Raw genomic sequence first — 19,926 nt, 5'->3', positions numbered from 1 at the left:
TACGGCTCCGGGCTCGCCGGCGCCCTCCGGCTCGACTGTCGCGGGCGGCCCCTTCGCCGTCTCCTTCGGGTGTGACATGCACCCCTGGGTGTCGGGGGCGTTGACACCGAGTGCCAGGGCTTCTAGCGTCGCAACCACAACAGTACTAAGCGCTTGCTCAGGCAGCGGGTCCGTACCCGGAGTGTCCGGTGCGGTGACTTACCGGTGTCGGCCGGGCAGCGATCCAACGGCGAGGAGAACCCAGCATGTCCACCACCGAGCAGCGTGTCGCCATCGTGACGGGAGCGGCGCGAGGCATCGGCGCCGCGACCGCCGTGCGCCTGGCGGCCGAGGGCCGCGCCGTGGCCGTACTCGACCTCGACGAGGCCGCCTGCAAGGAGACCGTCGAGAAGATCACCGCCGCCGGCGGCACCGCGCTCGCCGTCGGCTGCGACGTGTCGGACGCGGCACAGGTGGAGGCCGCCGTCGCGCGCGTCGCTGCCGAGCTCGGCGCTCCGACGATCCTGGTCAACAACGCGGGCGTGCTCCGCGACAACCTGCTCTTCAAGATGAGCGAGTCCGACTGGGACATCGTGATGAACGTCCACCTCAAGGGTGCGTTCCTGATGGCCAAGGCCGTCCAGAAGCACATGGTGGACGCCAAGTTCGGGCGTATCGTCTCGCTCTCCTCCTCGTCGGCGCTCGGCAACCGCGGCCAGGCCAACTACTCGGCCGTCAAGGCCGGTCTCCAGGGCTTCACCAAGACCCTCGCCATCGAGCTCGGCAAGTTCGGCATCACCGCCAACGCCGTCGCGCCCGGGTTCATCGTGACGGAGATGACCGCCCAGACCGCGGCCCGCGTCGGGATGGGCTTCGAGGAGTTCCAGGCCGCCGCCGCCACGCAGATCCCCGTCCAGCGCGTGGGCCGCCCCGACGACATCGCCAACGCCATCTCCTTCTTCACCGGCGACGACGCGGGCTTCGTCTCCGGCCAGGTGCTGTACGTCGCCGGCGGCCCGCTCAACTGACCCGAAGGACGAGGGACATCATGACTGTGCAGGACAGCGGGAAGGTCGCGCTCGTCACCGGCGCGAGCCGGGGCATCGGGTACGGCGTCGCCGAGGCGCTCGTCGCCCGCGGCGATCGGGTCTGCATCACGGGCCGCGGCGAGGAGGCGCTCAAGGAGGCCGTCGAACGGCTGGGCTCCGACCGGGTGATCGGCGTCGCCGGGAAGGCGCACGACGAGGCGCACCAGGCGCAGGCGGTCGAGCGAACCATGGAGGCGTTCGGCCGGGTCGACTTCCTCGTCAACAACGCCGGTACGAACCCGGTGTTCGGTCCCATGGCCGAGCTCGATCTCGGCGTCGCGCGCAAGGTCTTCGAGACCAATGTGATCTCGGCGCTCGGGTTCGCCCAGCGGACCTGGAAGGCGTGGCAGGCGCAGAACGGCGGGGCGATCGTCAATATCGCCTCGGTGGCCGGGATTTCGGCTTCGCCCTTCATCGGTGCGTACGGCATGAGCAAGGCCGCCATGGTCAACCTGACGCTGCAGCTGGCTCATGAGTTCGCGCCGGTCGTCCGGGTCAACGCGATCGCCCCGGCCGTCGTCAAGACCAAGTTCGCCCAGGCGCTGTACGAGGGCCGGGAGGCCGAGGTGATCGCCTCGTACCCCATGGGCCGACTGGGAGTTCCGGAGGACATCGGAGGTGCCGCCGCCTTCCTCACCTCGGAGCAGTCGGGCTGGATCACGGGACAGACGCTCGTGATCGACGGAGGGATCTTCCTCAACGCCGGAGTGGGCTGAGCGGCCTGCCACGGTTCGCCCCGATTGGGGCAAGTGCCCTGCCGGGCCTGGTGATTGGCCCGGTGGGGCACTGCGGTATGGTCTGCCGACCCATGGCTGATCGAGGAGCGTGCACGTGTTCTACCGGGCCAGTCTGCAGGCTGCTGCAGCCCTAGCATCCCTGTCACTCGTCGCCGGCTGCAGCGTGTTCTCCGGCAGCGGCTCGGACGTCGACCAGCACATCTCGGTCGGGACGACCAGCTCGCCCTCGACTCTGGACCCGGCTGGAGCCTGGGACAACTCCTGGGAGCTGATGCGCAACGTCTTCCAGACGCTGGTGTCCTTCCCCACGGGCAGCACGAAGCCCGAACCCGACGCGGCGGAGTGCACCTTCACCGACTCCACGAGCATGGCCTACCGCTGCACGCTCCGGGACGGCCTCACGTTCTCGGACGGTGAGAAGCTCGACGCCGAGGCGGTCAAGTACTCGATCGACCGGATCGTGGCGATCAAGGCCAAGGGCGGTCCCCTCGGTCTGCTGGGCTCGCTCGACCGGGTGGAGACCAAGGGTGACGACCTGGTCATCTTCCACCTGAAGAAGTCCGACGCGACCTTCCCCTTCGTTCTCGCCACCCCGGCCATGTCGATCGTCGCGCCGAAGCAGTACCCCAAGGACAAGCTGCGTACCGGCAACTCGGTCACCGGCTCCGGTCCGTACGTCCTCGATCACTACGAGCCCCACAGCGTCGCGGAGCTGAAGAAGAACGACGGTTACAAGGGGTTCGCGGACCGGAAGAACGACTCGGTCACCATCCGGTACTACGAGAAGTCCGACGCCATGGTCACGGCGCTGAGGGACGACAAGATCGACGCCACCTACCGCGGCCTCACCGCCGACGAGGTGATCGGCCTCCAGGGCGGCAAGGACGAGAACAAGAGGCTCCAGCTCGTCGAGTCCGTGGGCGCCGACATCCGCTTCCTCGTCTTCAACCCGAAGGACCCCGTCGTCGGCAAGCGGGCCGTGCGCGAGGCCATCGCCCGCGTCGTGGACCGGGACGCCCTCGTCGCCAAGGTCTACCAGGGCACGGCCGAACCCCTCTACTCCATCGTCCCGAAGGGCATCGCCGCCCACACCACCAGCTTCTTCGACGCCTTCGGAGACCCCGACGTGAAGAAGGCGCGTCAGGTGCTCGCCGACGCCGGGATCACCGAGCCGGTCGAGATGACGTTCTGGTACACCACGGACCGCTACGGCTCCTCGACCGCGCCGGAGTTCGACGAGATCAAGCGGCAGTTGGAGAAGTCGGGGCTCTTCAAGATCACTCTGAAGAGCGCGCCCTGGACCACCTTCCAGGAAGGCTTCAACAAGGGCGACTACGCGGTCTTCGGCCGCGGTTGGTTCCCCGACTTCCCGGACCCCGACAACTTCGTCGCGCCCTTCGTCGGCAAGGAGAGCGCCACCGGGGGCATGTACGTCAACAAGAAGATCACCGAGGAGATCCTGCCCGCCTCGCGCCAGGAGAGCGACCGCGGCGCGGTCAGCAAGCAGTTCGCCGAGGCCCAGCAGATCCTGGTCCAGGACATCCCGCTGCTGCCGCTCTGGCAGGGCAAGCTCTACATCGCGGCCGGCGAGGACATCGGCGGCGCCGAGCGCGCCCTCGACCCGCAGACCGTCATGCAGATGTGGGAGCTTTACCGCAAGGCCAGCTGGTAGTCCGGCGAACGGGGGAGACCGGCCCGCTGTCAGAGGGGCCGGGTAGGTTCTTTTTCCAAGAACCGATTGCTCTCTGGAGGCTGTCCACGTGACCGACACCGACCTGCTGCTGCCCGAGTCCTGGCGCGGCGTCCTCGGCGACGAAATGCAGAAGCCGTACGTCAAGGAGCTTGCGGACTTCGTCGAGGAAGAGCGGGCCAAGGGGCCGGTGTACCCGCCGCGCGACCAGGTCTTCGCCGCTCTGGACGCCACCCCCTTCGACCGGGTGAAGGTGCTCGTCCTCGGCCAGGACCCGTACCACGGCGAGGGGCAGGGCCACGGGCTGTGCTTCTCCGTGCGGCCCGGTGTCAGGACGCCCCCCTCACTGCGCAACATCTACAAGGAGATGCAGGAGGAGCTCGGTCTCCCCGTCCCGGACAACGGCTACCTCATGCCGTGGGCCGAGCAGGGAGTCCTCCTGCTCAACGCCGTCCTCACCGTGCGCGCCGGCGAGGCCAACTCCCACAAGGGCAAGGGCTGGGAGAAGATCACCGACGCGGTGATCCGAGCCGTGGCCGAGCGCCCCGAGCCCGCCGTGTTCGTCCTCTGGGGCAACTACGCGCAGAAGAAGCTCCCGCTCATCGACGAGTCGCGCCACGTGGTCGTGAAGGGCGCGCACCCCTCGCCGCTCTCCGCGAAGAGGTTCTTCGGATCGCGGCCCTTCACCCAGATCAACGAGGCCGTGGCAGCCCAGGGCCACGACCCCATCGACTGGCGCATCCCCCACCTCGGCTGATCCCCGGGCGGGCGAGGCGCCGGGTACGCGGACGGACGGGGACGCGGGGGACGAGGGGGACGAGGGGGACGAAGGGACGTCCGGCAGGTGGCCGTCCTGCCGCGCCTGAGCGTGATCGCCCACCGGTGCGGCTAGGGTCTGTCCCGTCACCGGAGCGGGGTCCGGGCACGCCCGCCGGAAGGTTCCGGGCCCGCGCCCGCCCCGTCCCGCACCCGTGCAGGGCCCGCTCCCGCACCGCGGCCCCCGTTGCCGCACACCCGCATGAGGGAGGCCGCAGTGGCGGAGCAGCAGCAGTCGTCGACGGACGCCGTCAGCACCCGGATCGGCCAGGCGGTCATGCTCCTGCACGGCGGGGACCGCGAAGAGGCCCGTAACCGCTTCGCGGCGCTCTGGTCCGAGCTGGGTGAGGACGCCGCCCCGTTCCACCGCTGCACCCTGGCGCACTACATGGCCGACACCCAGGACGATCCCGGTGACGAACTCGCCTGGGACCTGCGCGCCTGGAACGCGGCGGCCGAAGGACTGACCGGCGAGCGGCCCGCCGCTCGCCAGGACCTCCTGGCCCTGCACGCCTTCTCCCCGGTACTGCACCTGGGCCTCGCCGCGGACTACCTCAAGCTCCGCCGTCCCGAAGCCGCCCGCCACCATCTGGACCGCGCCCGCAAAGCGGCGGACGCACTCCCCGACGGAGGCCGGGGCAACGGCGTCAGGACCACCATCGACCGGCTGGAGGTGCGGCTCCGCGAGGAACGCTGAGCCGCACGCACCCGCTCCCGGGCCGCCCGGCCGCCTTCCCGGTTTTTCTCCCGGTTGCTCTCCGGCTTCCCGGTTGCCCTCCGGCTGCCTTCCGGCGCTTTCCCGGCCAGGGCCGGCCGTCTCAGTGGCCGTACGCCTGATCGCAGATCCGGGACTGCGGGCTGGTGGCGGACCACCCCCCGATACCGCGGCCGAGCGCGCAGACACCCTTGCCGGACGCCGGAACCCGGGGCAGGCCGGACACCGTCAGCGCCGGAAGCGTGGCGGGCGGGCGCGCCGGCGGGTAGGCCGCCGGCGGAGCGCCGCCCGGCGGCTCCACATGGGGCCTGGGCGCGGGAGCCGGGGCCGGGTACGCGGGGGCGGACGGCGAGGCCGCCGGCAGGGCGTCCAGCGCCTCACGGGCGGGCGGCTGGCCGATCTGCGGCTCCACTTCCTGGACGGGTCGGCTCGGCGCCGACGGTGGTGCCACCGGCCCGCCGGGGTTGACCGTCACACAGCCGGACACGGTGGCGACAGCCACGCCCACGAGGACGGCCACGGTCATTCTGGTTCGTTGCACCCGGTAACTCTGCGGGTGAGCAGGGCGTTGCGGGAGTCCGTACGCGCCGAATGCCCCGCACGAGTGACCCGGTCAGCACGCTGCGAACCGGCGCCCGTTCGTACGGCGGAACGATCACCACGGGTGAACGGGCGGCTCGTTCGGGCCGGTGCGTGCCGTCGGCGCGTTCGAGGCCCGGCCGGCCTGCTGCCGCCGTCCCGCCCGTATGCTGCCGGGATCAAGGACGCGCACGGCGAGCTGAGGGAGTATTCGTGAAGGTCGGTTGCATCGGACTCGGCGACATCGCGCAGAAGGCGTATCTGCCCGTGCTCACCGCACTGCCGGGGATCGAACTGCACCTTCAGACCAGGACCCCCGCCACCCTGGACTCCGTCGCCGCCGCGCATCGGATTCCCGCCGACCGGTGCCACACCACCCTGGACTCACTGCTGGAGCAGGGGCTCGACGCCGCGTTCGTCCACGCCCCGACGGCCGTCCACCCGGAGATCACCGCCCGGCTGCTGGAAGCCGGCGTCCCGACCTACGTCGACAAGCCGCTCGCTTACGAACTCGCCGACTCCACCCGGCTGGTGGAGCTTGCCGAGGAGCGCGGCACCAGCCTCGCGGTGGGTTTCAACCGGCGTCTGGCCCCCGGATACGCGCAGTGCGCCGACCACCCGCGCGAGCTGATCCTGCTGCAGAAGAACCGGGTGGGACTGCCCGAGGACCCCCGGACGATGGTGCTCGACGACTTCATCCACGTCGTGGACACGCTGCGCTTCCTGGTCCCGGGAGCCGTCGACCGGGTCTCGGTACGGGCCAGGATCGAGAACGGGCTGATGCACCACGTCGTCCTCGAACTGTCGGGCGACGGGTTCACCGCCATCGGCATGATGAACCGCCGGGGCGGCTCCACCGAGGAGATCCTCGAAGTATCCGGCCAGGACAGCAAGCGGCAGGTCCTCAACCTCGCGGAGATCATCGACCACAAGGGCCAGCCCAGCCTGCGGCGGCGAGGGGACTGGGTGTCCGTCGCCCGACAGCGCGGCATCGAGAGCTGTGTCACCTCGTTCCTCGACGCCGTCCGCACCGGCGTGACGCTCAGCGCGCGTGACGCGCTCGCCACCCACGAACTGTGCGAGCGCGTGGTGCTGGAGGCGCTGGAACAGGCTTCGTCCGACCGCTGACGGTTGGGTCGTGTGGTGGAAGTGGCGCCGTCCGCCCGGACGCCGCCGGACAGGCGGGATCTTCACTCTCGTCCCGACTGGCTCCGGCGGCTCCGGCGGCTCCGGCCGCCCCCGCCGACCGGTCGTCCCCCGGGCGGCCTCAGACGGGGACGACGGCCCCTTCGCGCATCCAGCCCCGGCCGTCCGCCGCCGCGTCGGTGGTGACCAGGACGTAGCCGTACTCGTTGTAGGACGCGCCCTCGCAGGTCGACGCTCCGACTATGTCGCCGGCGTACTTGGTCTTGACGACCACACTGTTCGGATTCGGGTTCTCGTACACCCCGGCGGTCGCCCAGACGACCTTGTACTGACAGCCTGCCGCTGCCGTGGCTCCGGGAGCGGTGGCGAGCGCTCCGGCGAGGACGAGCGCGGTGGCCAGGACGGTGGTGGCGGAACGGGTCATGCCCATGATCGGGGCTCTCCTCAACAGGCGGCAGTGTGTCAGGCACATGATCATAAGGCCGCCGGCGGACACGACACCCGCGCGAGGTGCCCGGCAGCTCCTCCCGGAGTCCGGTGCCCAGAGTCCGGCGCCCGGGGTTCGGTGTCCCGCGCCTTCGGGGATCGGGTCCGGTGCCCGTAAGTCCCGTGACGTGTAACGCCGGTGCGGGGCGAGCCGTCACCGGCGCGCGGAGCGGGGCGCACGGGCGGGGCGTGCGGAACGGGGGGAGGAAAGCAGGCGCGCTGTCATAACCCACCTCCGGACTCCCTCGTTCCCTCTCATGGGTGCCGGAACGATCAAGGCACCGATCATCCAGTCCGATGGGGAGTTCCCGCGTGAGGCCTCAGGCCACCGACACGTATCAGATCACCGCGCAGCGCCGGACGGCCGACCGCGACAGAATCGGCCGGCGCACCCGGACGGCGTCGGCCGCCGTGCGGACGTCCGCCCCGCCGCTCCTCGGCCGGCACGACGACGTCGCCCTGCGTACCGCGCTCGCCGCCGCGGCCGAGGACGCCATCATCTACGACCTGGACGGCATCGGGCGCCAGTACACCGCCCTCCGCACCGAACTGCCCGGCGCGGCCGTCCGGTTCGCGATGAAGGCGTGTCCGGTGGACGAGGTGCTCGGCCACCTCGCCCGGCTCGGTTCCGGCTTCGACGCCGCAGGCCCGCAGGAGATCGTCCAGGCGCTGCGCACCGGGGTGGCCCCCGGCCTGATCCACTACGGCAACACCGTCAAGTCCGACCGCAACATCGCCGACGCCTACCGGCTGGGTGTGCGCGACTTCGCCACCGACAGCCGGGAGGACGTCGCCGCGATCGCCGAACACGCCCCGGGATCAGCCGTGTTCTGCCGCCTCGCGACCACCGGCGACGGCGCCTTGTGGGGCCTGAGCCACAAGTTCGGCTGCTCGCCCGAGGACGCCCTGCGGGTACTCCTCGACGCCCGGGACGCCGGGCTGGTGCCCTCCGGCCTGTCGGTGCACGTCGGCTCCCAGCAGATGACGCCCGAAGCCTGGGGCGAGGCGATCGGGACACTGGCCGCCACGATGGAGGCGCTCCACCGGCACGGTGTCGTTCCGGACCGGATCAACCTCGGTGGTGGACTGCCCGCTCTCGGCGTCCTCGACCGGTGCGGCCGGCCACTGGAACCGCCGTTGGACAAGATGTTCACGGTGATCCGTGAGGGCATGGAACGGCTGCGCGCCATCAACGCCGCCCCACTGTCGTTCTTACTGGAACCCGGCCGCCACCTGGTCGCCGACCACGGCGCGATCCGCGCCCACGTCGCCCGGCTCACCTCCCGCCACCGGGCCGACGGCACGCGTGAGGACTGGCTCTACCTCAGCTGCGGAAAGTTCAACGGCCTCTACGAGATGGACCAGTTGCAGTACCGCCTGGAGTTCCCGACTCGCCCGGGCGAACCGTCCGTCGACGCCGTGGTGGCCGGTCCGACGTGCGACAGCGACGACGCGTACGCCCAGCAGGGCGGCTCGGTGCGGGTCCCGCGCACCATCGCCTCGGGCGACCCGGTCTGGGTCCACTCCTGCGGCGCGTACGCCGTCGCCTACACGACCCAGGGGTTCAACGGCTTCGCGCCGCTGCCGTACATCTGCGTCGGCGGCCCGGCTCCGGACGGAGAGCGCGCATGACCGGGACCCGTGTCCGGCTGCTCGTGGAGGGCGACTGGGACGAGGTGGTCGCGCTGGAGGAACGTACCTACGCGGCGAGCGGCCTGTCCGAGGGGCGGGAAGCGCTGCGCTCCCGGTACCGCGCCTCGCCCTCGACCTGCTTCGTGGTGGAGCACGCGGGCCGCTTCGGCGGCTACCTGCTCGCCCTGCCGTTCCCCCTCTTCCGCTGCCCGGACCTCCACTTGGCCGAGGTGGACGCGGTCCGGGAGGGTGGACCGGAGGACAACCTGCACGTCCACGACGTGGTCGTCGCCGAGCAGGTCCGCCGCAGGGGCCTGGCCCACCGGATGCTGCGGCAGATCGAGGAGACCGCACGTGCGGACCGCCACAGGACGCTCTCCCTGGCCGCCGTGGGCGGCTCACGCAGACTGTGGGCCGCGTGGGGCTTCCACGCCCGGCCCGGGGTCGTGCTGCCCGCGAGCTACGGCGCCGAGGCGGTCTACATGACGAAGCCGCTGGAAACCGCAGCCACCGATCCGGACGGCCCCCGGTCTTCGGCGGCGGGAGCGGGCTGAGCGCGGCTGTACGCGGACGTCAGCCGTCCCCGCCCGTGTGGCAGGGAGGGCTGACGTGACGCCCCGTCAGTACCGCCAGCGAACGGCCTCGATGACGTCCGCGTCCGAGCGCCCCGAGAACAGCTCCGCCTCCGCCCGACGTACGGCCAGGACGGCCTCGTGCAACTCGGGACCGAGCGCCTCCAGCAGCAGGCCGGACTTCTCGAACGCGTCCGCCGCTTCCGGCAGGCTCGCCGGAAGGCGCTCCGCGCTCGCGAGGGCGGCGGGGTCGCTCCGGGTCTCGGGAGGCAGCGGCATGCCGGCGTCGAGCCCGGCGAGCCCGGCGGCCAGCACCCCGCCGACCGCCAGGTACGGATTGGCGGCGGCGTCGAAACACTTGAACTCGGCGTTGGCCTGTCCGGCGCCCGAACCGGTGATCAGACGCAGAGCCGCCTCCCGGTTCTCCAGGCCCCAGCAGCGGTACGCCCCGGCGAAGTGGGAGGGGACCAGGCGCAGATACGACGCGACGCCGGGCGCACCGAGGGCGAGCAGGGCGGGCAGCTCGGCCAGCACCCCCGAGAGGAAGTGCTCGGCCTCGGGGTGGAGCCCATGACGGCCGGGGCCGCCGTGGGCGAGGTTTTGGCCGTGGCGCCAGAGGCTGAGGTGGAGGTGGCCGCCGTTGCCGATCGCCCCCTCGGTGAAGACGGGCGCGTACGAGACCCGCAGCCCGTGCCGGGCGGAGACGGCCCTGATGGTGTGGCGCACCAGCATCGTGGTGTCGGCCGCCCCGACCGGCCCCTCGGCGGCGACCGAGACCTCGAACTGCCCCGCGGCGTACTCGGGGTGGAGCTGAAGCACGTTCAGGCCCTGTGCCGTGAGGGCGCGAAGGACCTCGCGCAGATAGTCGGAGTGCTCGACGAAGCGGGTCATCCCGTACCCGGGACCGGACGTCGCGGGGTCTCCGGCGGCGTCGGCCACCACCCACTCGATCTCGATCCCGGCCAGCACCGAAAGGCCGCGGCGCTCCACCTCCTCGGCGGCCCGGCGGGCGAAGCCGCGCTGGCAGCCGGGGTGCGGGGCGCCGTCCTGGGTGAAACGGTCCGCCGGGGCCCAGGCCCAGCCGGGCTGGGCGGCGAGCGGGGTCAGCCGGCCGAGGTCGGGAACGAGCCGCAGGTCGCCCATCGGGCCGGCGCTCGAAGCCGTGGTGGTGAAGGAGTCGTCCACCAGGGAGACGTCGAAGCAGGGGACGGCGCCGACGCCGTGCTCGGCGGCGTGTTCGAGCTGGGAGAGCGGGACGGACTTCACCCGGGTGAGCCCGGCGTTGTCGACCCAGCCGAACACCACCCCGTCGATTCCGCCGGCGGCGAGCTGGACTACGGCCGCCCGGGCCTGAGCGGCCCGTTCGGCCCGCGAGTACGTGGTGGTCATGGCGCTCATGCTGGCGTTCGCGGTAGCTCGATCGCCAGCGACGGGGCGGGAGTTCACCCGTCCGAGAACGTGGGAGCCGTGAAGTGACGACCCCTTGGCAGTCGTCCTGTCCGGTCGGGTCGGTAGGCTGTCGCCCGGCGCGGGGACCGAAGTGGCGGGAACGCTACGGATGTTCCCCTGGACTGGTCGCCAGGAGTGGGGGCTCCAGCCCCCGGGGGAAGTGCGTCGTGCGGGCGAATGACAACGAGCGCCACTGGGTCGGCACGTGGCACGTTCCGTTGAACATTGCCGCCATGCACCTGAGTGGCGTTCTGCTGTGCATCGGCTTCTGCTGGATTCCCGCCGCGTCCGCGGAAACCTATGCCCAGATGTTCGAGATGATGATCGCGGTCCTGTCGCTCCACGTCGCAGTCCAGATTCCCGCAGGCCTTCTTGCCTCCCGTTGGGCAGTCCGCGGCCAAGTGGTCAAGGCGGGCTCGGTCGCATTCGGACTGGCCGCGGCAGCCGTGTGGACGCTCCACCTGTGCACTCGGCAAGAGCCATCGGCGCAAGCATTCTGGGGGCAGGACTTGGGCTGCCTCTGTGTCTCCCTGAGCGGCTACGTGTGGCTGTGCACCCTGCGCCGCTCCACCGTCGTGCGACTCGTCGAACGATTCGCCCACTCCGCCCAGACACTCGCCATGTGGGCCTTGTCGCGTCCACCGCGGCGCGGCCCTCACTGACCGGAAGACCGCCAGGACCGCATCCGTGCCCGAAGGGGCGGGGCCGTGGCGTGCCGCACGTCGGGACCTCACCACGCGAGACATCCGCTGAGCCCGGGGCCGGCGAATTACCTTGAACCCCCGGAATCCACAGTGGCGTTGCGGGCAGGTCAGGCGTGCCGGAGGCAGAGGCTTCCCCACTGGAAACCCGCGCCGATCCCGGACAGCACATAGGTGTCTCCGGGGAGCAGGGAGCCTTCCGCGACGGCGGTGTGGAGTGCGGTGAACACACCGGCCGATCCGGTGTTGCCCAGCCGGTCGACGGTGACGGGGGCGCGCTCGCGGGGGATCCCCAGGACGGCCATGGTCGCGTTGAGGATGTTCAGGTTGGCCTGGTGCAGGAAGAAGTGCCGCACCTGGTCGACCGGCACGCCGGCGCGGTGGGTGACGCTGGTGATGCTCTCGGGCAGACGTGTGGTCGCGGCGTCCCAGACGGCGCGGCCGTCCATGGACAGGTAGTGGTCCCTGGCGGCGACGGTGGCGGTGCTGGTGGGCACCCGGGATCCTCCGGCGGGGATCTGGACCGCGTAGGACAGCTCGGAGCCCAGGTCGTAGGAGAGCAGCCCCGCGCCCGGGATGTCGGTGCGGGTGAGGACGACGGCCGCCGCGGCGTCTCCGAAGAAGACACCGGTGGTGCGGTCGGTGGGATCGGTGACCCTGGAGGCGCAGTCGGCCGCGAGCAGCAGGACGGTGGTGATGGAAGGGTTCTGCAGAAGGTGGGCCGCGATCAGCATGGCCTGGATGCCGGAGGCGCAGGCGGCCGTCGTGACGTCCAGGGACAGCGCGCGGTGGGCGCCGAGTGCGTCCTTGACGATGAGCGCGGTCGACAGGAGCGGCTGGTCCCAGGTGTAGGTGGCGACGATGACCGCGTCCAGCCGGGCGGGCTCGATGCCGGCGGCTTCCAGAGCCGGGTGGGCGGCGGCGACGCACATGTCGGAGGTCGCCAGGTGGGGGGCCAGGCGGCGGCGTTCGCGGATTCCGGTGCGGCTGATGATCCATTCGTCGCTGGTGTCCAGGGAGCGGGTGAGCTCCTGGTTGGTGACGACCGTCGGCGGCAGGTGGATACCCGTACCGGCGATGGCGAACGGTACGGACAGGCCCGCGCCGGTCTGGTGGAAAAGGGTCTGGTCCAGGGCGACGGTCATGTCACGGCGCTCCGCTCGGGGGCCGTCGGTGCTTCTCGGAGCATTTCCATTGTCCGTTTCTTGTTCTGCCGGTTCGTCAGGGGACCGGACGATCGAGGCGTCGAATCAAAAGCCGCCACATCGTTTCACTGTGATCGGCTGATCGGATCATGCGTAATTCGATGGCGTGATGAAGTGAATGACCGATTGACGGCCCATTCCTGGGAATGCGCGTCGTGCTCCGCGTGGGAATCCGGTGGTGGGAATCCGGTGGTGACGGCCCCCGCGTCCGGCGCCCGGGGTTCATGACCCCGCCCGGGGTCACGACGACCTCTGTCCGGGCAGGTACGTGCGCAGGGACGGTACGGAGGCGAGCAGCGTCCGGGTGTACGGGTGGCTCGGTGCGCGCAGGATTGTCCCGGTGGGAGCGATTTCGACGATACGGCCGTGCCGCATGACCGCCACGGCGTCCGAGACGTGGCAGACCGCCGGCAGGTTGTGGCCGATGAACAACATGGAAAGCCCGAGCCGTTGCTGGAGTTCACGCATCGTGTTCAGGACGGCGGCCTGCACCGAGACGTCGAGCGCCGAGGTCATCTCGTCGGCGATCAGCAGGCCGGGCCCCACGGACAGGGACCGGGCCAGGGCCACGCGCTGGCGCTGGCCGCCAGACAACTGCCGGGGCAGGCGGTCCGCGAGCCCGGGGTCGAGGCCCACGAGGCCGAGCAGCTCGGTGACGCGTTCGGCACGGGCGGCCCGGTCGAGGCGGTGGAAGACCGTGGCGGCCTCGACGAGCGTCTGGCGCGCCGTCATACGAGGATCGAGCGCGGTGTCCGGGTCCTGGAGGACGACCTGGACCAGTCGGCCGAGCCGGCGCCGGTCGTGCACGGTACGGGTGCGGACCTCCTGGCCGTCGATCAGGACCCGGCCACCGTGCACCGGCACGAGGCCGACGATCGCGCCGGCCAGGCTGGACTTCCCGGAGCCGGACTCGCCCACGAGACCGAGCGTAGTGCCGGACGGGATCTCCAGTGAGACACCGTCCACCGCGGCGGGGGAGTCACGGGGTCCCGGGTGGCGGACGGTGAGGTCGATCACCTGAAGCGTGGTCATGACGCGTTCACCGCCTCCGGGGCCGCCACCGGCACCGGATGCCAACAGGCGACCCGGTGACCGGCGTCCAGGTCGTCCAGCGGCGGGGCCTGCTCGGCGCAGCGGTCCTGGCGGCGCGGGCAACGGGGCTCGAACGGGCACCCCACCACCGGTGCGAGCGGATCGGGCGGCGCGCCCTCGACCGTCGGCAGCGGTCGGCTCCGGTCGGCGGTGAGGTCCGGCACCGAGGCGATCAAGGCCCGGGTGTAGGGGTGCCGCGCCCCGTCGGCGAGGCGGCCGGCGGGCAGTGCCTCGACGACGGTGCCGGCGTACATCACCAGGATCCGTTCGCAGAACTCGCCCACGAGCGCGACGTCGTGGCTGATGAACAGGATCGCCGCGGAGGTGTCCCGGCGCAGGTCGGTGAGGAGCCGGACGATCTGCCGCTGCACGGTGACGTCGAGCGCCGTGGTCGGTTCGTCGGCGATGACCAGCCCCGGCCGCACCATCAGCCCCGAGGCGATCATCACCCGCTGGCGCTGCCCGCCGGAGAGCTGGTGCGGACGAGAGCGCAGCAGTGCCGGGTGCAGGGCCACCCGGCGCAGGGCGTCGGCGGCCTGTGCCGCCGCCTGCGCGCGGCTCGCGCCCCGGTGGGCACGGACCGCCTCGGTGAGCTGGGTGGCGATGCGCAGGGACGGATTGAGCGCCGAGGCAGGATTCTGGAAGATCATCGACAGGCCCGTCGCGAGGTGCCGGTCCCGCTCCTTCGGCGTGAGGGCCAGGAGGTCCTTCCCGAGCAGCCGCAGGGTGCGCCTCGACACCCGGGCGCCGTACGGGAGCAGGCCGGCGACGGCGAGCGCGGTGAGCGACTTGCCCGACCCCGACTCGCCGACGAGCCCGACGATCTCGCCCGGACGCAGCGAGAGGGACACACCGCGTACCGGCCGGATCGTGCCGTCGGGGGTGGGGAGTTCGACGGTGAGGTCCTCCACCTGGAGGACCAGTCCGTCTTCGGCCGGGCCGCCCGGCGCGGGCACCGGTGCGGGTTCGCGCGGCACCCGTCCGCGCCGCGCGGCGTGTTTGGCCAGCACCTCTCCGAGCAGCTGGAAGCTCAGAGCGGCGTAGAGGATGGCCAGGCCCGGGGCGAGGGCGGGCACCGGCTCGGCGTAGATCCGGTCCAGGCCCTGGCTGAGCAACTGTCCCCAGTCGTAGCCGGGCGGCTGGACGCCCAGGCCGAGGAAGCTCAGCCCGGAGAGTGCGACCAGGGCGGTGCCCCCCGCCGTGGTGACGCTCAGGAGCAGCGGCTCCGCGATGTTGGGCAGGACGTGCCGCCACAGCAGGCGGTGCCGGCGCAGACCGAGAACCCTGGCCGCGGCGAGGTGGTCGGTGCCCGCGACACCCGCGGCGAGAGTCTGGGCGAGCCGGGCGAACCCGGGGACGGCCGCCGCCGCGAGGGCCAGTACCGCCCCGGTGGCGCCCGCGCCGAACACGACCGCGAGGAACATCGCGACGAGGAGCGCCGGGAAGGCGAGCAGGAGGTTGATCAGCCCGCCGGTCAGTCGGCGCCCGCGACGGCCGAGAACGGCGGTGCACGCCCCGAGGAGTACGCCCGCGGTCGCGCCGAGCAGTACCGCTCCGAGCGCCAGGAGCAGTGAGGGGCGGGTGGCCGTCAGGACGCGGGCGAGCAGGTCCCGGCCGAGGCCGTCGGTGCCGAACGGGTGGACCTGGGAAGGGCCTTGGAGCACGGCCGAGGGGTCCGGGCGGTCGGCTGCCGCGCCCCAGACGAGCGGGCCCACCAGCGCGAGCGCGACGAGCGACGCCAGCATGAGTGCGGTGGCCAGAGCCAGGGGAGAGCGGGGAAGCCGGGACGAAGGGCTCATGGTCACATCTCCCGGATCGCCGAGCGGGGATCGAGCAGGGCGAGCAGCACGTCCACCAGGAGGCCCGCGAGCAGCACGGCGGTGCCCAGCACCAGAACCATGGCCTGGACCACCGGATAGTCCTGCGCGACCACGGACTGGGCCATCGCTGAGCCGATACCGGGCCAGGCGAAGACCTTCTCCACCAGTACGGTGCCGGCGATGAGACCGGGCAGCAGGCTCCCGGCGACGGTGAGCGTGGCGGACGCCATGTTCGGTGCCGCGTGCCGCAGGTAACGGCGTGCGGGCGACAGCCGTTTGCTCCGGGCGGTACGCAGGTAGTCCTCGTCCAGCACCTTCAGTGCCTCCACCCGGACGATGCGCAGCAGTACGGCGGTGGGTGCGAGGGAGAGCGCGAGGACGGGCAGCACGAGCGACTCGGCGCCCGCCGCACCGGCCACCGGGAGCAGATGGAGGCCGACGGCCAGCGATGCGGTGAGCCCGGCGGCCAGGACGAAGTCCGGCACTCCGGTCAGACCCGCGGTGACCGCGGTGAACACCAGCTCGGTGCGCGGGCGGCGGCCGTCACGGGTGGCGACGGCGGCCAGCAGACCGCCGGGCAGGGCGACGGCGAGGATGGCGAGGAAGGCGAGAAGGGCGATCTCCAGGGTGGCCGGCAACCGGGTGCGGACCAGCTCGGCGACCGGCGCCCCGGTGACCAGCGACGTACCGAGGTCGCCGTGCAGGAGGCCGCCGAGGTAGTGGCGGTACTGGGCGAGGAAGGAGGTGTCGAGCCCGAGGGCGTGCCTGCGCGCGGCCACGAGGCCGGGGGCGGCGTCGACACCGAGCGCGGCCCGGACGGGATCGCCGGGGATGAGCCGGATCATCGCGAACGACGCGGTGACCACGACCCCGAGGGAGAGGAGCAGCCGGACGCCGCGGCGGCCGAGGAACACGGTCCAGGGGTGCCGCAGCAGCTGGGGTACGGACATGGTGGGGCCCCGGGTCACTGGTGGAGGCGGATGCTGGTGGGAACGATCTGGCCGCCGAAGGTGGTGGCGAAGGTGGTGCGGTAGCCGTACACACCGCTACGGCCCTGGGCGATCGGCAGCGCGTCGGCCGAGCGGAAGAGGGCGGCGGAGGCTTGGTTCCAGCTGTCGCATCCCGTCGTGTCGGGCGCCCGGAGTGCCTCGGCGACCAGGGCGTCGTACTCGGGGTTGGCCACCCCCGCGAAGTTGAGGCCCCGGGCGGGGGCCGGGCCGGAGAAGAAGGAGACGAAGCCGGCCGGCAGCGCGAAACCCGGTGTGCTGCCGACCACCACGTCGAAGTCGCCGCTCCCGTACATGGCGTTGACGAGGGCGGGGAGGCTCTCGGTGACCAGATCGACCTCGGCACCGAGCGCCGTCCACTCCCGGGCCATGAGCTCGGCGACGGAGACCAGCGTCGGGCCGAGGTCGGGGCTGGTGATCAGGCGGAGCCGGAGCGGGCGGCCGTCCTTGGCGAGCGGGCCGTCGGCTGAACGGGTCCAGCCGGCCGCGCGCAGTGCCCGGGCGGCGTCCCGCGTGGGCAGGTTGGCGTCGGCGAGGTCGGCGTGGCAGACGGCGCCCTCGGCGCCGAAGTCGGTGGCGGGGCTGCCGGTGCCGCCGACGGCGACGTTGGCGAGCCCCCGGCGGTCGAGGGCGGAGACCAGGGCGCGGCGCACTGTCCGGTCCCGGAGCATCCGTCCGGGACGCTGGTTGAAGAAGGTCAGCCCGACCACGGTCGCCACGTCGGCGGTGGACAGGCCGCGTCCGGTGAGCCGGGCCCGGTCCGGACCGCTCACGCCCGCGATGTCGATACCCCCGGTGAGCAGCAGGTTCGCCGCCGTGGAGGCCTGGGGCACCACCGAGACGACGATGTGCGCGGGGAGGCCGGGTTCCTCGGTCGTCGCCCCGGCGGGCCCCCAGGAATAGTCGTCGCGGACGGTGAACTCGTACGGCCCGCCAGGGGTGTAGCGGGTGAGTACGTAGGGGCCGGTGCCCTCGGTGGCACGGTCCAGGGCATGGGGCCGGCCGAGTCCCGCGGGGCAGACGATCGGCAGCAGACCGATGGTGCGGGTGAGGAACGGGAAGGGAGCGGCGGCGGTCACCGACACCGCGCCCGTACGGTCGTCGGCGCTCGCCTCGAACGGGACGTTCGGCAGGACGGTCTGGGCCCCGGCGAGCTGGTTGGCCGGGTCGCCCGCGTAGGTGAGGGCCCCGGCCACCGCCGAGGCGGTGAGCGTGGTGCCGTCGGAGCAGGTGACGCCCGGTCGGAGGGTGAAACCGGCCGTGGTGGCCGTGGCCCGCCAGGAGGTGGCCAGGCCGGAGACCAGGGTGCCGTCCGGGGCGAGGTTGACCAGGGAGTCGTAGGCGTAACGGGCCTGGGAGGCGCCGAAGGCGGAGTAAGGGTCGAAGCTCGGCGTCTCGCTGGACGCGGCGATCCGGACGGTGCCGCGGATCACCGGCGGGGTGGTGGTCGAGGAGGTGGTGACTCCGCCGCAACCGCCCAGCGCGACGGCCGCAGCGGCGAGGACGGCCGCCAGGGCGACCGGCGGGGTGCGTCGGAGCATGGCGTCATGGTGCCACCGGGGGATGGCCCCTGATGACCCAACTTGCTTGTGCGTAAGGCGCGTTCGAATGCCACGAACCGCCTGACGGCTGGGCCGGGAGCCGTCGGGGGTGACGGGGCGGCCGATCTTGATTCACCCGTACGAGGAGCCGGGGGCCGTCGTGCGCCGGGGCCCTCGCATGCCGGGCCCTCCCATGCCGGGGCCCTTGCATGCCGGGGCCCTTGTACGGAAGGGCTCGGGGCGGAGTGCTGTCGTCGCCGTAGCCGTGGCGGCGGGTGTACGGGGCGTCGCGAGTGAGCGGTGCGTGGATCGGCGCAGGGAGAGGCTCATCGACCGGAGAAGTAATTGGATAATCGCATTAAATGCGATTGGGTGTGCGGCGGTTGAAAGGGTTACGCGCAAAGCCCATGAGCACTCGCATGAGTGAACGGAAGGGAGCTGCTTGGTCCAGGCGGGTGTGATTCCACTACGGTGATCACGGGATCGGATGGTGTGTTCCGGCGTCCGGGAATCCGATCCGCCGGATGAGTCCCGGATATTCGAGAGTGAATCCCGCCCGGCCGTGCACTGCTCCGGCATTCGTCGTGTCCGGGTTCCCTGTCATACGTATGCGTGGAGAGGATGGAGAATCATGCCGCCAGTAGTCCCGCCCTTCCTGATCGGCCTCATCGTCGCGCCGCTGGCCAAGCGCCTGCTCAGGCCACTGGTGAGTGGAGTCGTCAAGACGTCCGTCGGTATCGCGATGGAGGTGAAGAAGGCGGCCCAGGAGGCCGGGGAGAACATCCACGACCTCGCGGCCGAAGTGGCCGCCGACGTGGTGGCCGCCCAGATCGCCGCCAGTGAGACCGAAGGGCACTCCGTCGTCGGCCAGCGTGCCACCGGGAGCGGCGCCAAGGACGGAGCGGAGGGGGACGTGAGGACCCCGAAGATCCGTGCCACCGCCGGTTCCGCCGCCGGCAAGTCCCACTGACGGCCCGTAAGAACCGGGGCCGCCGCCCAAGGCTGGTCCGCTCTCCCTCGCGGGTGTGCGGTGTCGGCTGCGGCATTCCGCCGCGTCGTCGGAACGTCCGCATGCAACCGGTATGCGGATGCTCCTCCGCGTTGCGATGCTCCTGGGCGTTGCGACGCTCCTTCGCCTTGTGATGCACCGCATCCGGCGCCGCACACCGATCCATTCAGGAATGGCGCGACAGCCTTTGGGCGCGCACGCCGGCCGATCTCGGTGGAGCGTGCCCGGGCGGCGGCCGTCCGCAGGACGATTCGACAGCGGAGAACCGCTGTTCGGAATCCTTCGTTACCTCAGACTTTCCCGTTCCGTCGCCGTATTCCGTCGTGTCCGTGACGGTCTCCCGCGACCTCCGCAAACAGGTGATCGTACACATGCCATCGCTACTGGGTGCCGCAGCCGGATTCCGCTCCGTGGAATCGGGTGCGAGCCCGCGCTCGGTCATCCCGGGCCGCCAGCGCTGGGACGTCGAGCTGGTGCTCGGACGGCCCCGGACGGCCGAGATCCTCGCCGCCGTGCTGCGCCGCGTTCCCGGGATCACCGAGGCCCGGGCCAGCTCGGTCACCGGCGCCCGGGGGAGGAGTGGCTGTACGTCCTCGAAGGGCGGCTGCGGCTCTCCCTCGGCGAAACCGCTCACGAGCTCGGGCCCGGCGACAGCGCCCACT

Annotated in this window: 18 protein-coding genes and 1 pseudogene; 11 read left to right on the top strand and 8 right to left on the bottom strand. The window is 71.6% G+C overall.

The genetic code is table 11. The features are described from left to right. The first annotated feature begins 245 nt into the window (after positions 1 to 245). The 5 genes from fabG to ACWD3D_RS17365 all read left to right on the top strand — a co-directional run bounded on the left by fabG (position 246) and on the right by ACWD3D_RS17365 (position 5,007). Entirely contained in the window at positions 246 to 1,007 is a 762-nt protein-coding gene (gene fabG, locus ACWD3D_RS17385) for a 3-oxoacyl-ACP reductase FabG (protein ID WP_451461704.1), read from the top strand. Positions 1,008 to 1,027: 20 nt separating this feature from the next. Beyond that, the gene (locus ACWD3D_RS17380) at positions 1,028 to 1,783 is read left to right on the top strand and encodes an SDR family oxidoreductase (RefSeq protein WP_451461703.1); all 756 of its coding nucleotides are present in this window, start codon (positions 1,028 to 1,030) and stop codon (positions 1,781 to 1,783) included. A gap of 115 nt (positions 1,784 to 1,898) precedes the next feature. Next, complete coding sequence (locus ACWD3D_RS17375) at positions 1,899 to 3,476, top strand: ABC transporter substrate-binding protein (protein WP_451461702.1); 1,578 nt, start codon at positions 1,899 to 1,901, stop codon at positions 3,474 to 3,476. An 88-nt stretch (positions 3,477 to 3,564) separates the two neighbouring features. Further along, positions 3,565 to 4,251 (top strand): uracil-DNA glycosylase, encoded by a 687-nt coding sequence (locus ACWD3D_RS17370; protein WP_451461701.1) that lies wholly within the window; start codon positions 3,565 to 3,567, stop codon positions 4,249 to 4,251. A 276-nt stretch (positions 4,252 to 4,527) separates the two neighbouring features. Beyond that, entirely contained in the window at positions 4,528 to 5,007 is a 480-nt protein-coding gene (locus ACWD3D_RS17365) for a hypothetical protein (protein WP_451461700.1), read from the top strand. 121 nt (positions 5,008 to 5,128) lie between these two features. Here the strand turns inward: ACWD3D_RS17365 and ACWD3D_RS17360 are convergent, their stop codons facing one another. After that, positions 5,129 to 5,566 (bottom strand): hypothetical protein, encoded by a 438-nt coding sequence (locus ACWD3D_RS17360; protein ID WP_451461699.1) that lies wholly within the window; start codon positions 5,564 to 5,566, stop codon positions 5,129 to 5,131. A gap of 251 nt (positions 5,567 to 5,817) precedes the next feature. On the opposite strand from ACWD3D_RS17360, the gene ACWD3D_RS17355 reads away from it, so the two are divergent. Beyond that, positions 5,818 to 6,732, top strand: coding sequence for a Gfo/Idh/MocA family protein (locus ACWD3D_RS17355; protein WP_451461698.1), 915 nt, complete (start codon positions 5,818 to 5,820; stop codon positions 6,730 to 6,732). A gap of 139 nt (positions 6,733 to 6,871) precedes the next feature. On the opposite strand, the gene ACWD3D_RS17350 is transcribed toward ACWD3D_RS17355, so the two are convergent. Beyond that, the gene (locus tag ACWD3D_RS17350) at positions 6,872 to 7,180 is read right to left on the bottom strand and encodes a glycosyltransferase (RefSeq protein WP_451461697.1); all 309 of its coding nucleotides are present in this window, start codon (positions 7,178 to 7,180) and stop codon (positions 6,872 to 6,874) included. A gap of 467 nt (positions 7,181 to 7,647) precedes the next feature. Between ACWD3D_RS17350 and ACWD3D_RS17345 the strand changes: the two genes are divergently transcribed. Both ACWD3D_RS17345 and ACWD3D_RS17340 read left to right on the top strand, forming a co-directional pair. After that, positions 7,648 to 8,868 carry a type III PLP-dependent enzyme gene (locus ACWD3D_RS17345; RefSeq protein ID WP_451461705.1) on the top strand — a complete coding sequence of 407 codons (1,221 nt, stop codon included), beginning with the start codon at positions 7,648 to 7,650 and terminating at the stop codon, positions 8,866 to 8,868. Further along, on the top strand, positions 8,865 to 9,422 hold the full coding sequence (locus tag ACWD3D_RS17340; RefSeq protein WP_451461696.1) for a GNAT family N-acetyltransferase: 558 nt from the start codon (positions 8,865 to 8,867) through the stop codon (positions 9,420 to 9,422). The genes ACWD3D_RS17345 and ACWD3D_RS17340 overlap by 4 nt, the downstream gene beginning before the upstream one ends. A 66-nt stretch (positions 9,423 to 9,488) precedes the next feature. Here the strand turns inward: ACWD3D_RS17340 and ACWD3D_RS17335 are convergent, their stop codons facing one another. Then, the gene (locus tag ACWD3D_RS17335) at positions 9,489 to 10,829 is read right to left on the bottom strand and encodes a glutamine synthetase (protein WP_451461695.1); all 1,341 of its coding nucleotides are present in this window, start codon (positions 10,827 to 10,829) and stop codon (positions 9,489 to 9,491) included. Between the two features lie 227 nt (positions 10,830 to 11,056). Here ACWD3D_RS17335 and ACWD3D_RS17330 point away from each other — a divergent pair, with 227 nt between their 5' ends. Then, positions 11,057 to 11,551, top strand: a complete 495-nt coding sequence (locus tag ACWD3D_RS17330; RefSeq protein WP_451461694.1) for a hypothetical protein — start codon at positions 11,057 to 11,059, stop codon at positions 11,549 to 11,551. Between the two features lie 149 nt (positions 11,552 to 11,700). Here ACWD3D_RS17330 and ACWD3D_RS17325 read toward each other — a convergent pair whose 3' ends face one another. From ACWD3D_RS17325 to ACWD3D_RS17305, 5 genes are all read right to left on the bottom strand, one after another. Next, positions 11,701 to 12,735: a 3-oxoacyl-ACP synthase III family protein gene (locus ACWD3D_RS17325; protein WP_451461693.1), complete on the bottom strand. Its 1,035-nt coding sequence runs from the start codon at positions 12,733 to 12,735 to the stop codon at positions 11,701 to 11,703. A 300-nt stretch (positions 12,736 to 13,035) separates the two neighbouring features. Beyond that, positions 13,036 to 13,827 carry an ABC transporter ATP-binding protein gene (locus ACWD3D_RS17320; RefSeq protein WP_451461692.1) on the bottom strand — a complete coding sequence of 264 codons (792 nt, stop codon included), beginning with the start codon at positions 13,825 to 13,827 and terminating at the stop codon, positions 13,036 to 13,038. After that, a complete protein-coding gene (locus tag ACWD3D_RS17315; RefSeq protein WP_451461691.1) occupies positions 13,824 to 15,686 on the bottom strand; it encodes a dipeptide/oligopeptide/nickel ABC transporter permease/ATP-binding protein in 1,863 nt (620 codons plus the stop codon). Before ACWD3D_RS17315 ends, ACWD3D_RS17320 begins: the two co-directional genes overlap by 4 nt. A gap of 2 nt (positions 15,687 to 15,688) precedes the next feature. Further along, positions 15,689 to 16,657: an ABC transporter permease gene (locus ACWD3D_RS17310; protein WP_451461690.1), complete on the bottom strand. Its 969-nt coding sequence runs from the start codon at positions 16,655 to 16,657 to the stop codon at positions 15,689 to 15,691. A gap of 14 nt (positions 16,658 to 16,671) precedes the next feature. Next, positions 16,672 to 18,255 (bottom strand): ABC transporter substrate-binding protein, encoded by a 1,584-nt coding sequence (locus ACWD3D_RS17305; RefSeq protein ID WP_451461689.1) that lies wholly within the window; start codon positions 18,253 to 18,255, stop codon positions 16,672 to 16,674. A gap of 631 nt (positions 18,256 to 18,886) precedes the next feature. Between ACWD3D_RS17305 and ACWD3D_RS17300 the strand changes: the two genes are divergently transcribed. Beyond that, a complete protein-coding gene (locus ACWD3D_RS17300) occupies positions 18,887 to 19,225 on the top strand; it encodes a DUF5132 domain-containing protein (protein WP_451461688.1) in 339 nt (112 codons plus the stop codon). A 604-nt stretch (positions 19,226 to 19,829) separates the two neighbouring features. Then, positions 19,830 to 19,926: pseudogene (locus ACWD3D_RS17295) on the top strand (cupin domain-containing protein); the annotation flags it as partial.

The organism is Streptomyces sp. NPDC002690 (assembly GCF_053592415.1).
The sequence above is the reverse complement of the archived record's forward strand: the minus strand, read 5'-3'. Positions and strand labels throughout refer to the sequence as shown.

Coding starts and splice junctions, on each gene's coding strand:
- ACWD3D_RS17380 (WP_451461703.1), top strand. CDS start 1,028: ATGACTGTGCAGGACAGCGGGAAGGTCGCGCTCGTCACCGGCGCGAGC.
- ACWD3D_RS17315 (WP_451461691.1), bottom strand. CDS start 15,686: ATGAGCCCTTCGTCCCGGCTTCCCCGCTCTCCCCTGGCTCTGGCCACC.
- ACWD3D_RS17335 (WP_451461695.1), bottom strand. CDS start 10,829: ATGACCACCACGTACTCGCGGGCCGAACGGGCCGCTCAGGCCCGGGCG.
- ACWD3D_RS17300 (WP_451461688.1), top strand. CDS start 18,887: ATGCCGCCAGTAGTCCCGCCCTTCCTGATCGGCCTCATCGTCGCGCCG.
- ACWD3D_RS17350 (WP_451461697.1), bottom strand. CDS start 7,180: ATGGGCATGACCCGTTCCGCCACCACCGTCCTGGCCACCGCGCTCGTC.
- ACWD3D_RS17320 (WP_451461692.1), bottom strand. CDS start 13,827: ATGACCACGCTTCAGGTGATCGACCTCACCGTCCGCCACCCGGGACCC.
- ACWD3D_RS17310 (WP_451461690.1), bottom strand. CDS start 16,657: ATGTCCGTACCCCAGCTGCTGCGGCACCCCTGGACCGTGTTCCTCGGC.
- ACWD3D_RS17340 (WP_451461696.1), top strand. CDS start 8,865: ATGACCGGGACCCGTGTCCGGCTGCTCGTGGAGGGCGACTGGGACGAG.
- ACWD3D_RS17305 (WP_451461689.1), bottom strand. CDS start 18,255: ATGCTCCGACGCACCCCGCCGGTCGCCCTGGCGGCCGTCCTCGCCGCT.
- ACWD3D_RS17325 (WP_451461693.1), bottom strand. CDS start 12,735: ATGACCGTCGCCCTGGACCAGACCCTTTTCCACCAGACCGGCGCGGGC.
- fabG (WP_451461704.1), top strand. CDS start 246: ATGTCCACCACCGAGCAGCGTGTCGCCATCGTGACGGGAGCGGCGCGA.